The sequence below is a fragment of the Sagittula sp. MA-2 genome (assembly GCF_030126985.1).
Lineage (GTDB): Bacteria > Pseudomonadota > Alphaproteobacteria > Rhodobacterales > Rhodobacteraceae > Sagittula.
The window spans coordinates 3,397,930-3,411,237 of the sequence record NZ_CP126145.1; the positions used below are offsets into that span (position 1 = coordinate 3,397,930).

Below are 13,308 nucleotides of genomic sequence, written 5' to 3' on the forward strand. Positions count from 1 at the left end.
CGGGGGCGCGGGTGGTGCGCCCCCGGATTTTTACTGCGTGTGCGCCGCGCGGATGGTGTCCAGCACCTCGGTGCCCGGCTTGCCCATGGCGTCGAGGTCTTCCGCCACCTCCCTGATGACCGGGGCGAAGGATTCGGAGTACTCGGCCACGACCTCGGGCGCCACGGCATTGAACTTGACGCCCTGCTCCTCGCCATAGGCGCGGCCCGCGTCCTCGGCCTCCTGCGCCAGTTCCAGTGTGCGCAGGCTCAGCCATTCCGTGTTGTCGTCGAAGATCCGCCGGATGTCTTCGGGAAGGCTGGACCACACGTCGCCGTTGACCCCGCGCGAGGGATAGGCGCCGCGCGAATGAGGCAGTTCGGAGTAGTAGCCGACCACCTCGGCGAAGCTGAGCGATTTCAGCGCCTCGTAGGGGGCGATCACCCCGTCGACGACGCCCTTTTCCAGCGACGGGTAGGTTTCCGTCATCGGCATGGTCACACCCTCTGCCCCGAAGGCCGCGAGCGGGCCGATGAAGTCCACCGCCGAGCGGATGCGCAGGCCCTGAAGGTCATCGAGCGTCTCCACCGGCTTGTCGCGCAGGAGGACGTGCATCGGCGTGCCGACGTTGTAGCCGACGACGTGCACGCCATCGAGTTCCTCGTCGAAGACCGGGAACTGCTCGACCAGGTCCATGTAGACGTCGAGCACCTTTTTCGGGTCGGTGTAGCCGTAGAACATCCCCGGCACGAGCCGGTTCATGTCATAGCCCGACCGCGCGTAGATCGGCGCGATATAGGCGATGTCGGCCACGCCTGCGGCCAGCTCGTCCACGCCCTCGCGCGAGGTGATGAGTGTCCGGCCCCAGTAGGGCGTGATGTCGACGCGGCCGCCGGACTGTTCCTCGATCCGCGCGATCCACTCCGCGTCGGCGGCGCCGTAGGGGTGCGCCTCGGTGTAGGGCGAGGCATAGGTCAGGTTGAAATCCGCGGCCCACGCGGGCAGCGCGGCAAGGCACAGTGCGATGACCGCCGTTGTTCTGAGCATGGTGTATCCTCCCTTGATGGTTCAGTGGGTCGCCGGGGTTGATGGCCCGGTCTGGTGCGCGGACGATGCCGCCAGCGCGTTTATCTGTGTGTCCGACAGGCCTGCGGCGCGCAGGACCTCGGCGGTATGGGTGCCCGGCAGGACCGCCGGGTGCGGGGTCTCGAACGGGCCGAGGCGGACCGGCGGGCCGGCCTGCGTCAGGGCGCCGCCCGGCGCGTCCAGCGCGACGACCATGCCGCGTGCGCGGAAATGCGGTTCGTTCAGGGCGTCGGCCAGCGTATTGACCGGGGCGAACTGGGTTCCGGCCTTTCCGAGATGGTCGAGCCAGTGGGCGCGGGGTTGGGACGCGAAGATCGCCTGAAGACCTTCGCGGATCTCGGCCCGGCGGGACGGGTCCATGTGCCATGCCGCGAACTCCGGCCGGCCCATGGCGGTGCAGAAGGCCTGCCAGTAGCGCGGCTCCATGTCCGTCGTCACGAGCCACGCGCCATCGGCACAGCGCCAGAGGCCGAGGTCCGCCCGGCGCGCGCCCCTTGCGGGGAGGTCGGCGGGGTCCTCGTAACGGGCGATGAGATTGGCCAGAAGCACCAGCGCACAGTCGGTCATGGCTACGTCTACATGCTGCCCCTGCCCCGTGGCACGGGCCTGCATCACGGCGGCGAGCGTGGCAAAGGCGGCATGGGCGCCGGTCGCCACGTCGGCGGCGGCAAAACCCGGAAGGCCGGGGGCATCGGGGTCCTCGCCGGTGCGGCTGAGGACCCCCGCCAGCGCCAGTGCGACCGGATCGTGCCCCGGCTTGTCGCGCAGCGGGCCGGTCTGGCCGCAGAGCGTCAGGGACGCATAGACCAGCGCCGGGTTGCCTTCGGACAGCGCCTCGTATCCGAGGCCGAGGCTGTTCAGCACGCCGGGCCGGTAATCCTCCACCACCACGTCGACCGTCGCGGCGAGGCGGCGCAATGCGGCCTGCGCGTCGGGGTCGCCGATGTCGAGGCAGACGGATTTCTTGCCGCGCGCCAGCATGTCCCGCGCCCGCTGCCGCGCGCGCCCGGCCTGATCCAGCCGGTCCCAGCCGAAGACCTTCGCCTGCTTGGCCAGCTCGCGGGGATGTTCGACGCGGATCACCTCGGCTCCCTGATCGGCCAGAAGCCACGTGCAGTAGGGCCCGGGCAGCAGCCGGGAGAAGTCGAGCACGCGGAGACCGGCCAGCGCGCTCATGTGCCCCTCCCCGGGTGCACGGCGAAAAGCGGTCCCGGCACGCCGTCGGGGTCGAAGACCCCGCGCGCCTTCATCTGCGGGCTGTCCGGGACCTCCGACAGGCGGATGATCGGCGAAAGGCCCCAGCCGTGTTCGAGCGACCAGTCGCCAAGGGTCTTGCGGTCGTGGCGGGCAAAGAACGCCTCGACGATGGATTGCCAGCCTTCGATGGTCTCTTGCTCCATATCGGCCACGAGGATCGCGTCCCAGTCGATCTCGGCCAGCTCGCCTGCCGCCCCTTCGGCCTGCATGACCCGGACAAGCGCCCGCATCATGCCGGGGTTGTCGATCATCGACCAGGTGACGAAGCCGTCCGCGCAGGGCCAGACCTGACGCACGCCGGACTTGCCCCGGACCAGCATGTTGCCGCGCCGCGTGCCGATGCGGCCGGTGTGTTCGTACATCACCGCCTCGCGGTAGTTGGCGAGCGCGGCGGACTGCAGGGCAGAGAGCGTGATGCGCTGGCCCACGCCGGTCTGCCGGCGCGCCCGGACGCCCATCAGCGCCGCCGTCGCCGCCTGTATCGCGGTCAGGGCATAGGCCTGTTCGCCCGGCAGGCGCAGCGGCGGGCGGTCGGGGGTGCCCGTGACGTGCATCAGCCCCGACTGCGCCATCAGTGTCAGGTCCGTCACCGGGCGCGGGTCGTCGGGGAAGCCGGTGATGACCACGTGCACCAGATCCCTTTGTCTTGCGGCAAGGGCGTCCACGTCGTCGCGCGGGCCGGAGCGCCGGTCGTCGAGCAGGATATCGGCCTCTGCCAGAAGCTCTGCCAGCGGCGCGTCGCTGCGGGTCATGCCCTTGTGCCACGCCTTTTCGCGCGGCCCGGTCAGGGGCGCGGCCCCGGCGAGTACGACATCGGCGCCCAGCCGCGCCAGCATGCTGCCGCCGAAATCGGCAAGGTGGTCGGCAAGGACCACGACGCGAAGACCGTCGAGCAGCATCATGCCAGTGCCCCCGCTGCGATGAGGGTGTCGATCTCGTCAGGCGTCAGGCCGATCTCGGCGAAGACCTCGGCGTTGTCGGCGCCAAGGCAGGGCGACGGGCCGACATGACCCGGGGTGGCGCTGAACCGGTAGGGCGGTGCGGGCATCTTCGCCGTGCCGATCACCGGGTGGTCCACGGTCACAAAATGCCCCGCCGCGTTCAGCGCAGGATGTTCCGACAGGCCCCTGCCGTCCAGCACGCGGGCAGCGGGCACGCCCGCCTTCACCAGCGCCGCCTCCAGCGCGGCCCCGTCCATGGGGCGGGTGAGATCGGTCAGCGCCGCCTCAAGCCCGACGCGGTCGGCGCGGCGCGCCTCTGCCGTGGGCCAGCGGTCACGAAGGTCCGGCGCGTCCAGAACCTTGCAGAGCGCCTGCCACTGGGCGTCGGTCTCGCAGGCGATGGCGATCCATCCGTCCGGGCCACAGGGGAAGACGCCATGCGGAGCCATTTCCGGATCGGCGTTGGCGGGCTTGTCGTCCGGCATTCCGGCAAAGAGGTCGCCCGCGACCTGCACCATCGCCTCGATCTGGCTGACGTCGACATGCACCCCCTGCCCCGTCCGGTCGCGATGTTCCAGTGCGGAGAGGATCGCAACGGTCAGCATCATGGGCGCCACCACGTCGCCGTAAGCGAAGGGTGGCATGTGCGGCTCCGACCCCGGCCAGCCGGTCATGTCGCAATGCCCCGACCACGCCGCGGCGGAGTTGCCGTACCCCCGGAACCCGGCCATCGGCCCGGTCCGCCCGGCGACCGACACGCTGGCAAGGATGATCCCGGGGCGCAGCTCTTGCAGCGTCTCCCAGTCGAGGCCGATGCGGTCCATGTAGCCGGGGCCGAAATTCTCGACCACCACGTCCGCCCAGGCCACCAGCCGCTTCGCCACCTCGACCCCGCGGGGATCGGACAGGTTGATCGTGACGCTTTTCTTGGAGGTGTTGGTCTGTGCGAAGAAGACCGACGCGTCGGGCGATTTGCGGTCCCCGCCTGCGAAGGGCGGAGAGCGGCGGCCCAGGTCGAGGCGGCGGGCGGATTCCACCTTCACCACGGTGGCGCCGTTGTCGGCCAGGTCCTTCGTCGACCGCGGACCGGCGCCCACCCATGAGAAATCCGCCACCTTCAGCCCGTCGAGCGCACCCATCATCCGGCCTCCACCTCGTCCAGCTCTGCGCGCACCCGCGCCTCCATCGCCGCGCGGTCCCAGTCGCGCGGGTCAACCATGTCGGAGTGTATCTCGACCACGCGCACACCGGCAGCCTTCAGCGCCTCGCGCGCGAAATACGATCCGTAGCCCGAGAACCGGTCGTGTTCCGGCACCAGCATCACCGCCACGTCGATCCGCCAGCGCCGCGCCTCCTTCACCAGCCATTCGTTGACCCAGGGCGGCTGGTGCAACTGTTCGTTCATCGCCGAGACCCGCGCGGCGAGCGCCCTCAGCGGGTCGCCATGGTCGGCACGGATGTAGCCGTCCGCCGCAAACGGCAGGTACATCGACCAACAGAAGACCGCGCCGTGGGTTTCCTCGAACGCCGTGTAGAAGGACGTGTCGAACCACAGGCCCGCGCCGATCCACATCATGCGAATGCGTTCGCCGTCGCAGACCGCCTCGCCCCGGTCGATCCGCCCGGCCACCTCGTCGCGAAAGGCGCGGACATGGTCGAGCGCCCGGTCGGAACCACGGTGCCACTGCGGGATCATGACGTTGGGCATCTGTTCGGCGATGCCCACGGGGCATTTTTCGGCACCGGCGATCATGTCGGCGACGGTGTCGAGCATACGCTCCTGTTCGTCGATCCGGGCCATGTAGGCTGCGAAACCGTCGCGGTCGAAGTCCCGGCCCGACAGGCGTTCGAGGCTGGCGATCAGGATCTCCATCTCCGCCACCATCAGGTCGAGACGGGCCGACCCGTAGAGGTCTTCCCACCCCTCGCGGGCGCGCAGCCACCAGTCCGGTGCAGGGTCCGGCGTGGCCGGGGCCGAGAGCAGGTGCAGCTCTGCCCCGGTCAGCTCCGCCCAGCGTTGGAAGATGCGCGGGTGTTCGTCCGAACTGGCCCGCGCGCAGAGGATCGCGGGCGCGGGCAGACCGCCCCATGGCTGCCGGTCGAAATCGCCTTCCATCTGCGCGATCAGCGGCAGACTGGAATAGCGCGGCAGATGGGCATGGAACCCGAGCGCCACCATCCGGTCGAGGTAATGCGGCGCCAGTTGCTTGGCCGAGATCACCGCCGACCACCACTGGTTGGTGACCATGGGCACGTCCATGAAGTGGAACAGCTCGTGCGGGGTGTCGGCGTTGACGAAGGCAAAGGCCGCGCCGTCGGCGATCTGCCGACGCAGACCCTTCAGCCAGTCGCGCTGCCACGCGGTCGCCTCGGCCGCACAGGTCATGCCAGGGCCTCCGCGATGCGGCGGCGGGTCCTGTCCTGCCATGTGTCGTCCGGGCGGAACGGGCGGAAGCCAAGATCGAGGAAGCTTGCGCCTTGTGCCTCTGCCGCGCGGCGCAGGCCCGGCAGTTCCCAGCCGAAGGAATCGTCGGAGGCGTCGGTGCTGGCGATCACGAGGTCGGCACCCGCGATCCCGTCGTGCAGCGCACGGGTGAAACGCGCGGGCGGCGCGGCGCGGGTCGCCAGCGGGTCCGCCACGATCCGGCGCAGCAAGTCGGCGGCGTTCACCGGCTGCGGCGCGGCGCGGCCGTAGTCCTGAAGATCGGCGCACACCTGCCCGACCTCCGCGCAGAGGGTATGCAGCACGGGGATGTCGCAGGCGCTGCCGGTCAGCACGATGGACGGGCCGCGCCCCCGCGGCATCTCCCTTATCAGCGCCGCGTGCTGCGACGGCGTCAGCCAGCGCCCGGCGTTGCGCGCGACGAAGGCATCGGGGCCGCCGGGCGGCAAGGCGGCCAGGGCATCGGCCCTTCGGGTTTCCTCCGCGACGGCGCCGGCCAGACGGTCGGGGTCGAGTTGTGCGCCCAGCGTCTCCTCAAGGTGGGCCTTGAGACGGTCGAGTTCGTGGCGGTTGAAGGCCGCGACGGGCGCGCTGTCTGTGTGGAGCGCGTTCCACAGGTGCAACCGGGGGCCGCCCTGCGTCAGGCGCCCCTGCCGCCGCAGCTCTGTCGCGTATTGATAGGCGGTGAGGCCTGCGACGTCGTCGCGGGCGAAGATCAGCGTGGCGTAACGGTCGAAGGCGCCCGCAGCGAAGCGGTGAAGGAACCGGGTCGCGAAGGGGTCGAGGAAGTCTTCGGTCACCGACCGCACCAGATCGCTTGTCGGACCCCCGGCCGCATCCGCCAGCGGTGGCGCCTTCACGTCCACCGCGAGACCGCCCAGGGCCGCGACCAGCGGCAATGGCACGCCTTCGCCGAAGACACCGACCAGCGCCGCGCCGTCCGGGCGCACGCCATCGGCGCGCAGGTCGAAAGCTCTCTGCAAGGTCGCGTCAACCGGCATGTCGCCCTCCCCTGCGAACATGGCCCAACTTGGTTCATATTGGAAACCTTTTTCCGGATCTGTCAACACCCATGTTTGACAATCCACCACGCTACGGCTTAGCGAATGAAAAAGCGGGGGATCACGCCGAAGATGACACAGCGACCTGGAAATGACGGCGGTCCCGACCTTGGCCATCTGGCCACGGACATCTCCTTTGTCACCCGGCTTCTGCGGACGCGGATCCTCGAACGCAACGAGTCGTTCTTCGCCACGCACGCGGTGGCAGGCGGCGAGGTCGCGGTGCTTAATCTCATCGGGCTCAATCCGGGGCTGACGCAGAAGGACCTTGCCAAAGCCGTCGTACTCAGAAAATCCGCCCTTACAAAACTGGTGAACGAGATCGAACGCACCGGGCTGATCGAGCGCCGTAAGGAAGGCGCTGACAAGCGGCTGAACGCGCTCTACCTGACGGAGGCGGGCGAGGCGCGGCTGGCGCGCATGCGGCCCGACATGGCCCGGCTGCAGGAGGAATTCCTGGCGCCGCTGTCCCCGGCAGAACGCGCGATGCTGTTCGAACTTCTGTGGCGCCTGATCGGAAGCGCGGTGACCGAAGACGGGGACACGGACCCTCACGCCTCTTGACAGAGGCCGCCTGACTGTTTCTTTTGGAAACCAAATACGCGGATGACCGTACAGGTCTGCGTGTGTGGAAACGTCGGGGAGGGACACATGGCGAAACCGCTCGAAGGCATTCGCATCGCGGACTTCAGCCATGTCATCGCGGGGCCGCTGGCGACCCAGTTCCTCAACCTGCTGGGCGCGGAGGTCATCAAGGTCGAACCGCCGGCGGGCGATCCGATGCGGTTCTACACGCGAGACCCGGCACGGCGCGGCATGGCAGAGCCCTTCGTCGGCGCCAACGCGGGCAAGAAATCCATCGTTCTGGACCTCAAGTCCGACGCGGGCCTGTCAGCCGCACGGGCGCTGGTGGCCAGCGCCGACGTGGTGGTCGAGAACTTCCGGCCCGGCGTGGCGGAACGGCTGGGGCTTGGCGCCGAGGCGCTGACCGGCGCGCACCCGTCCCTTATCTACTGCTCCGTCTCCGGGTTCGGCCAGGACGGGCCGCTGCGCGATTTCCCGGCCATCGACCAGGTGATCCAGAGCGTTTCGGGCCTGATGCTGCTGTCGGGCCACGAAGGCGAGGCGGCGGAGCGCGTAGGCTTTCCCATCGTCGACACCTATTCCGCCCTGCTGTCGGCCTTTGCGATCCTCTCTGCGGTGCTGCAGCGGGAACGCGATCCCGCGCGCCGGGGGCAAGTGATCGACGTGTCGATGCTGGATGCGACGATGGTGATGATGAGCTCCGTGGTCGTGCCGCTGATGATGAGCGGGCAGACCCCGGTGCGCGCGGGCAATCGCGGCTTCTCCGGCGCGCCGACCGCCGACACCTTCCCCACCGCGGAGGGCGAGATCACGATCGGCGCGGTGCAGCAGGTGCAGGTGGAGCGGCTGTTCCGGGTGCTGGACTGCGCGTCGCTGCTGGACGATGCACGGTTCGCGACCCCGGAAAGTCGCATGACACATGACATCGAGTTGCGCGCGCTGCTGGTGGCGTGTTTCGGCGAGCGCTCCGCCTCCGAATGGGAGGCCGACCTCGCGGCGGCGGGGGTGCCCGCCGGGAAGGTCCGGCCATTGGGCGAAGCGATGGAGATGGAGCAGTTGCGCGACCGCGACCTGTTCCTCGACCTCGACGACGGGTCGCGCGTGCTGAACGCCGGTTTCCGATTCCTGCGCGACGGCCCCGGGGTCAGCGCCCCTGCCCCGTCGCTCGGCGCCGATACGGAGGAGGTGCTGTCCGCGCTCCGGACCGGGTCAGGTCAGGCGAAACGCCGGTTGTGGTGATCAGCTTTCGACGGTTCCGGACGTGGCCATGAACTGTTCGACCGAGGGTGTCACCCGCTCGAACTGGTCCAGTTGCCGGGCGTAGAGGTGGCCGCCAAGCCGCCCCACCGCGTCGATGCCGATCTGGTCGACGTACAGCGTTTCGGGATCGACGAGGGTTTCGCGCACGAACATCCGCTTGACCTCTCCCAGCACGATGACGCGCGCGGGCGTGACCGGCACGGTCTGCACGAGGTGGCATTCGAAGGCCGCGGGCGCGGCGGTGATGCGCGGGCTGCGCACGGTCTCGCCCGGAACGGTTGTCAGTCCCGCGACCGACAGCTCGTCCACGTCTGCCGGGAACTTGATCGAACAGATCTCCATCTGGTCCACCAGCGCGTGGTCGGAGATGTGGACCGTGAATTCCTTCGTGGCGAGGATGTTGGCCGCGGTGTCCTTCGGCGTGCCGTCCGGCTTGTATTCGATCCCGATGGCCATGATCGCGGGATCGTGGGTCAGGATGTTGAAGAAGCTGAACGACCCGGCGTTGGGAATGCCGTCTTCGGACAGGGTGGTGATCAGGGCGATGGGCCGCGGGATGACCGTCCCGATCAGGAGCTTGTAGCGTTCCTTTGGGGTCAGTTCCGCGAAGTCGAAAGCGTGGCTGTTCATCGAGTGTCCTTCCGGCAAGCGCCTTACGGTCTGGCATCCGGCGCGGGCCGGGTCCAGTCACCGTGCCCCTGCACCGCCCTTCGGACCGTGCGAACGCCTGCGGAAGAAGCAAAGGGCCGGGTTGTCAGACGCTGATCGTCGCCTCGACCGCGCGGCGCCAGGCGGCGTATCTGGCGGTGCGCGTTTCCTCGGTGATCGAGGGGGTGAAGCTGCGCTCCAGCGCCCAGCCTTTCGCGAAAGCCTCCCTGTCCGGGTAGACCCCGGCCTTCTGCCCGGCCAGCCAGGCCGCGCCAAGCGCGGTCGTCTCGAGCACCTTGGGCCGGTCCACCCGCGCGCCGATGATGTCGGAGAGGAACTGCATGGCGAAGTCCGACGCGCTCATTCCGCCGTCCACCCGCAGCGTGGCCGAACCGGTCCCGTCCGTGCCCATGTCGGCCTGCATCGCGGTCAGCAGGTCGCGCGTCTGGTAGCCCACGCTTTCGAGCGCGGCGCGGGCGAACTCGGCGGGGCCGGAATTGCGGGTCAGCCCGAAGACCGCACCGCGGCAATCGGCATTCCAGTAGGGCGCGCCGAGGCCGGTGAAGGCCGGGACGAGCACGAGGTCCTGCGCCGGATCGGCCTGTTCGGCCAGGGCCTGCGTCTCGGCGGCGCCGCGGATGATCTTCAGCCCGTCGCGCAGCCATTGAACCACCGCGCCCGCAACGAAGATCGACCCTTCGAGCGCATAGGTCGGCTTGCCGTCAAGCTGGTACGCGATGGTCGTCAGGAGGCGGTTCCGCGACCGGACGGGCGTGTCGCCGGTGTTCAGCAGCGCAAAACAGCCGGTGCCGTAGGTCGATTTCAGCATGCCGGGCGCGAAACAGGCCTGCCCGACCGTGGCCGCCTGCTGGTCCCCGGCGATGCCGAGGATCGGGATCGGACGGCCGAACAGGTCCGGCCGTGTCTCGCCGAAGTCCGACGCGCAGTCGCGCACTTCTGGCAGCATATCCATGGGGATGCCCAGCCGGTCGCAGATGGTCCGCGACCAGCGGCCCTTGCGGATGTCATAGAGCATGGTGCGCGCGGCGTTGGTGGCGTCGGTGAGATGCACCTTCCCGCCGGTCAGGTTCCACAAGAGCCATGTGTCGACCGTGCCGAAGACAAGCTCCCCCGCCTCGGCCCGTGCCCGGACGCCGTCGACGTTGTCCAGCAGCCAGGCCAGTTTCGTGCCGGAGAAATAGGGATCGAGCAGCAGCCCGGTGCGGTCGGTGACGACCTCTTCGAAGCCTTCCGCCTTCAGCGTCCGGCACATGCCGGAGGTGCGGCGGTCCTGCCAGACGATGGCGTTGTGAACGGGTTTGCCGGTCTTGCTGTCCCAGACCAGCGTGGTTTCGCGCTGGTTGGTGATGCCGATGGCGGCGATGTCGGTGGTGCCGGCCTTCTCGATGGCGGCGCGGCAGGTGGCGGCAGTGGTGGCCCAGAGGTCCGTCGCATCGTGCTCCACCCAGCCGCTGGCCGGGAAATGCTGGGGAAACTCCTCCTGCGCGGAGGCGACCGCCGTCATGGATGCGTCGAAAACGATGGCGCGGGTCGAGGTGGTGCCCTGGTCGATGGCCAGAATATGAGTCATGACCGCCTCTCCTCAAAGCGATGTCGGGGCGCCGTTGCGGCACGTCATGCGGGGGAATACGGGAAGACCGGGGCCCGATCAGGGGCCCCGGTCGATGAGACGGCTTACTGCCAGGACTGGATCAGCTCGTCGTAGCTGACGGTCTTGGGCTCTTCGTCTTCGTTTTCGAGCTTCGGATAGGGTGCGCCCGGCTGTTCGAACCAGTACTCGGCTTCACGCTCTTCGTTCAGCTTCGGACCGATGTCGCCCTGGATACCGGCACGCTCCAGACGCTCGAGCACACGCTCCTGGTCGGCGCACAGCGCGTCGAGGGCTTCCTGCGGGGTCTTGGCGCCGGACATGGCGTCACCGATGTTCTGCCACCAGAGCTGTGCCAGCTTCGGGTAGTCGGGCACGTTGGTGCCGGTCGGCGACCATGCCGTCCGTGCGGGAGAGCGGTAGAATTCCACCAGGCCGCCCAGCTTGTCGGCGCGCTCGGTGAAGCTCTCGTGCTGCACGGTGGACTCGCGGATGAAGGTCAGGCCCACATGGGACTTCTTCACGTCCACGGTCTTGGAGGTGACGAACTGCGCGTAGAGCCATGCGGCCTTGGCGCGGTCTTCCGGGGTGGACTTCATCAGCGTCCAGGAACCGGCGTCCTGATAGCCGACCTTCTGGCCTTCCTTCCAGTAGACGCCGTGCGGGGACGGTGCCATGCGCCACTTGGGCGTGCCGTCCTCGTTCATCACCGGCAGACCCGGCTTCACGGTGTCCGCGGTGAAGGCGGTGTACCAGAACATCTGCTGGGCGATGTTGCCCTGCGCCGGGATCGGGCCTGCCTCCGAGAAGGTCATGCCTGCGGCCGCCGGGGGCGTGTAGTTCTCCAGCCACTCGATCGCCTTGGTGACGGCGTAGACCGCCGCGGGCGAGTTGGTCGCACCGCCGCGCGCCACGCAGGACCCCACCGGCTGGGACTGCTCGTTCACGCGGATGCCCCATTCGTCGACCGGAAGGCCGTTGGGTTCACCCACGTCGCCCATGCCGGCCATGGACATCCACGCATCGGTGTAACGCCAGCCGAGCGAGGGGTCCTTCTTGCCGTAGTCCATGTTGCCGAAGATCTCGCCCTCGACGCCCATGTGGCTGAGGTCGCGGCCGGTGAAGAACTCCGCGATGTCCTCGTAGGCAGACCAGTTGACCGGAACGCCCAGCTCGTAGCCGTACTTCTCCATGAAGTCGGCCTTGTTCTTCTCGTCGTTGAACCAGTCGTAACGGAACCAGTAGAGGTTCGCGAACTGCTGGGTCGGAAGCTGGTAGACCTTGCCGTCCGGGCCGGTGGTGAAGCTGAGGCCGATGAAGTCCTCGAGGTCGAGACCGGGGTTGGTCACGTCCGCGCCTTCGTTGGCGATCCAGTCGGTCAGGTTCCGCACCTGCTGGTAGCGCCAGTGGGTGCCGATCAGGTCGGAGTCGTTGATGTAGGCGTCGTAGATGTTCTCGCCCGACTGCATCTGGGTCTGCAGCTTCTCGACCACGTCGCCTTCGCCGATCAGGTCGTGGGTGACGTTGATGCCGGTGATCGCGGTGAAGGCCGGGGCAAGCACCTGGCTTTCATACTCGTGCGTGGTGATGGTCTCGGACACCACCTTGATGTCCATGCCCTGGAACGGCTGGGCCGCGTCGACGAAGAACTGCATCTCCGCCTCCTGCTCCTCGCGGGTGAGCGACGACATGTCGCCGATCTCCTCGTCGAGGAACGCGCGCGCGGCGTCCATGTCGGCAAAGGCCGGACCCGCAAGGATCAGCAGCGCTGCCGTGGTTGATTTCAACTTGTAGTTCATGTTCGGTTTCCTCCCATATCAGAACCGTTTTTATTCCGAGGATCTTGTGTTCCGTCGTGGCCGGGTCTCCTCGTGCCCCGGTCACTCAGGCCTGTGTCTACACCCAGCGGAAGACCGCGGCGGCGTAGACGAGACAGACGATGAGGGCGTAAGGCTGCGTTTCCGGCCCCACGAGGCCGAGCCACGCGAGATTGATGAAGGCCGAACCGAGCAGCGTGATGAAGAGCCGGTCACCGCGCGTCGTCTCGATCCTGAGGACGCCCATGCGGGGCCGTTCGGGAAACCTGATCGCCAGAAAGGTGAAGACGATCAGCAGCGACGCGATGACCATGAAGAAGATCGCCGTCGGCCAGGTCCATGCCATCCAGTCCATTTCAGTTCTCCTCAGAGTAGAAGCATGGGAAGAGTCGAAGGTGCACTAGCCCTATCACTTCATCACCGCTGCTAATGTACTCTGCCGATTCTTCAACGTTGGGGGCCTCGGTCTGCACCCAGAGGGCTTCGCCTACGATCCAGTTTATAGGGCAACCCTCAGGAGAACTGGCCAACACTATTGTTCCGGCACTGGGCTCGAAAGGACCAGCAAACGACGCGGACGCAGTAAAGGCGAAAGCCAAGGAGCTTTTGATGAACCAACGCA

The 13,308-nt window shown here is 67.9% G+C and carries 12 protein-coding genes; 2 read left to right on the plus strand and 10 right to left on the minus strand.

Annotated features, from left to right (window positions below):
* Nucleotides 1-30 precede the first annotated feature (30 nt).
* The 6 genes from QNI11_RS16580 to QNI11_RS16605 are packed head-to-tail and all read right to left on the minus strand — an operon-like array spanning nucleotide 31 to nucleotide 6,707.
* Nucleotides 31-1,026 (minus strand): TRAP transporter substrate-binding protein, encoded by a 996-nt coding sequence (locus tag QNI11_RS16580; RefSeq protein WP_283980961.1) that lies wholly within the window; start codon nucleotides 1,024-1,026, stop codon nucleotides 31-33.
* Between the two features lie 21 nt (nucleotides 1,027-1,047).
* Complete coding sequence (locus QNI11_RS16585) at nucleotides 1,048-2,241, minus strand: CaiB/BaiF CoA-transferase family protein (RefSeq protein ID WP_283980963.1); 1,194 nt, start codon at nucleotides 2,239-2,241, stop codon at nucleotides 1,048-1,050.
* Nucleotides 2,238-3,224: a CoA transferase gene (locus QNI11_RS16590; RefSeq protein WP_283980964.1), complete on the minus strand. Its 987-nt coding sequence runs from the start codon at nucleotides 3,222-3,224 to the stop codon at nucleotides 2,238-2,240. The genes QNI11_RS16585 and QNI11_RS16590 overlap by 4 nt, the downstream gene beginning before the upstream one ends.
* A complete protein-coding gene (locus QNI11_RS16595) occupies nucleotides 3,221-4,402 on the minus strand; it encodes a CaiB/BaiF CoA-transferase family protein (RefSeq protein WP_283980965.1) in 1,182 nt (393 codons plus the stop codon). Before QNI11_RS16595 ends, QNI11_RS16590 begins: the two co-directional genes overlap by 4 nt.
* Nucleotides 4,402-5,649 carry a 2-hydroxyacyl-CoA dehydratase family protein gene (locus tag QNI11_RS16600; protein WP_283980966.1) on the minus strand — a complete coding sequence of 416 codons (1,248 nt, stop codon included), beginning with the start codon at nucleotides 5,647-5,649 and terminating at the stop codon, nucleotides 4,402-4,404. The genes QNI11_RS16595 and QNI11_RS16600 overlap by 1 nt, the downstream gene beginning before the upstream one ends.
* The gene (locus tag QNI11_RS16605) at nucleotides 5,646-6,707 is read right to left on the minus strand and encodes a 2-hydroxyacyl-CoA dehydratase family protein (protein WP_283980967.1); all 1,062 of its coding nucleotides are present in this window, start codon (nucleotides 6,705-6,707) and stop codon (nucleotides 5,646-5,648) included. The genes QNI11_RS16600 and QNI11_RS16605 overlap by 4 nt, the downstream gene beginning before the upstream one ends.
* Nucleotides 6,708-6,839: 132 nt before the next feature.
* Between QNI11_RS16605 and QNI11_RS16610 the strand changes: the two genes are divergently transcribed.
* Both QNI11_RS16610 and QNI11_RS16615 read left to right on the plus strand, forming a co-directional pair.
* Entirely contained in the window at nucleotides 6,840-7,331 is a 492-nt protein-coding gene (locus QNI11_RS16610; protein WP_283980969.1) for a MarR family winged helix-turn-helix transcriptional regulator, read from the plus strand.
* An 87-nt stretch (nucleotides 7,332-7,418) separates the two neighbouring features.
* The gene (locus QNI11_RS16615) at nucleotides 7,419-8,591 is read left to right on the plus strand and encodes a CaiB/BaiF CoA-transferase family protein (RefSeq protein WP_283980971.1); all 1,173 of its coding nucleotides are present in this window, start codon (nucleotides 7,419-7,421) and stop codon (nucleotides 8,589-8,591) included.
* On the opposite strand, the gene QNI11_RS16620 is transcribed toward QNI11_RS16615, so the two are convergent.
* The 4 genes from QNI11_RS16620 to QNI11_RS16635 all read right to left on the minus strand — a co-directional run bounded on the left by QNI11_RS16620 (nucleotide 8,592) and on the right by QNI11_RS16635 (nucleotide 13,041).
* Entirely contained in the window at nucleotides 8,592-9,242 is a 651-nt protein-coding gene (locus tag QNI11_RS16620) for a flavin reductase family protein (RefSeq protein ID WP_283980972.1), read from the minus strand.
* A 124-nt stretch (nucleotides 9,243-9,366) separates the two neighbouring features.
* On the minus strand, nucleotides 9,367-10,851 hold the full coding sequence (gene glpK, locus QNI11_RS16625; protein WP_283980973.1) for a glycerol kinase GlpK: 1,485 nt from the start codon (nucleotides 10,849-10,851) through the stop codon (nucleotides 9,367-9,369).
* Between the two features lie 104 nt (nucleotides 10,852-10,955).
* Nucleotides 10,956-12,668 carry an ABC transporter substrate-binding protein gene (locus QNI11_RS16630; protein WP_100929530.1) on the minus strand — a complete coding sequence of 571 codons (1,713 nt, stop codon included), beginning with the start codon at nucleotides 12,666-12,668 and terminating at the stop codon, nucleotides 10,956-10,958.
* A 97-nt stretch (nucleotides 12,669-12,765) separates the two neighbouring features.
* Nucleotides 12,766-13,041, minus strand: a complete 276-nt coding sequence (locus tag QNI11_RS16635) for a DUF2160 domain-containing protein (RefSeq protein WP_283980974.1) — start codon at nucleotides 13,039-13,041, stop codon at nucleotides 12,766-12,768.
* Between the last annotated feature and the right edge of the window lie 267 nt (nucleotides 13,042-13,308).